This is a genomic window from Pseudoalteromonas sp. S3178 (assembly GCF_005886985.1).
In the GTDB taxonomy this organism is placed as follows: Bacteria; Pseudomonadota; Gammaproteobacteria; order Enterobacterales; family Alteromonadaceae; genus Pseudoalteromonas; species Pseudoalteromonas carrageenovora.
In genome coordinates this window covers 1-301 of sequence record NZ_PNCW01000656.1, presented here as the reverse complement: position 1 = coordinate 301, position 301 = coordinate 1, and the positions used below count along the sequence as shown (strand labels likewise).

At 40.2% G+C, this 301-nt stretch carries 1 protein-coding gene; it reads right to left on the bottom strand.

All coding sequences use genetic code 11. From position 1 onward, the window contains the following. Positions 1-209: CxxCxxCC domain-containing protein (locus tag CWC11_RS22635; protein WP_502704836.1), on the bottom strand; the 209-nt coding region annotated here is incomplete at its 3' end. Positions 210-301 lie beyond the last annotated feature (92 nt).

Genomic DNA, 301 nt, shown 5'->3' with positions numbered 1-301 from the left:
CCACAGCTATTTTTATCGTTATATTGGCAAACAACATCGGTGTAGAGTAGCTCTTCTCCTTCGCGCAAAAAGTCGGTGCTCTCAAATGATTCATCTTCTTCATCGCCGTCGATAAAAGAGTGTAAACAGCATTTACCACAACCATCACAAATCGCTTCCCTCTCATCTCTAGTCATTTGTTCGAGTACTTTTTCTTGCCAAAAGCTCATTAGTTTGCCCCTTCATTACGCTTTTTTGCATCATATTTGATTTGTGAAGTTGGAATCGATCACATCAATCAAGCGGCGCATTCTATAGGATA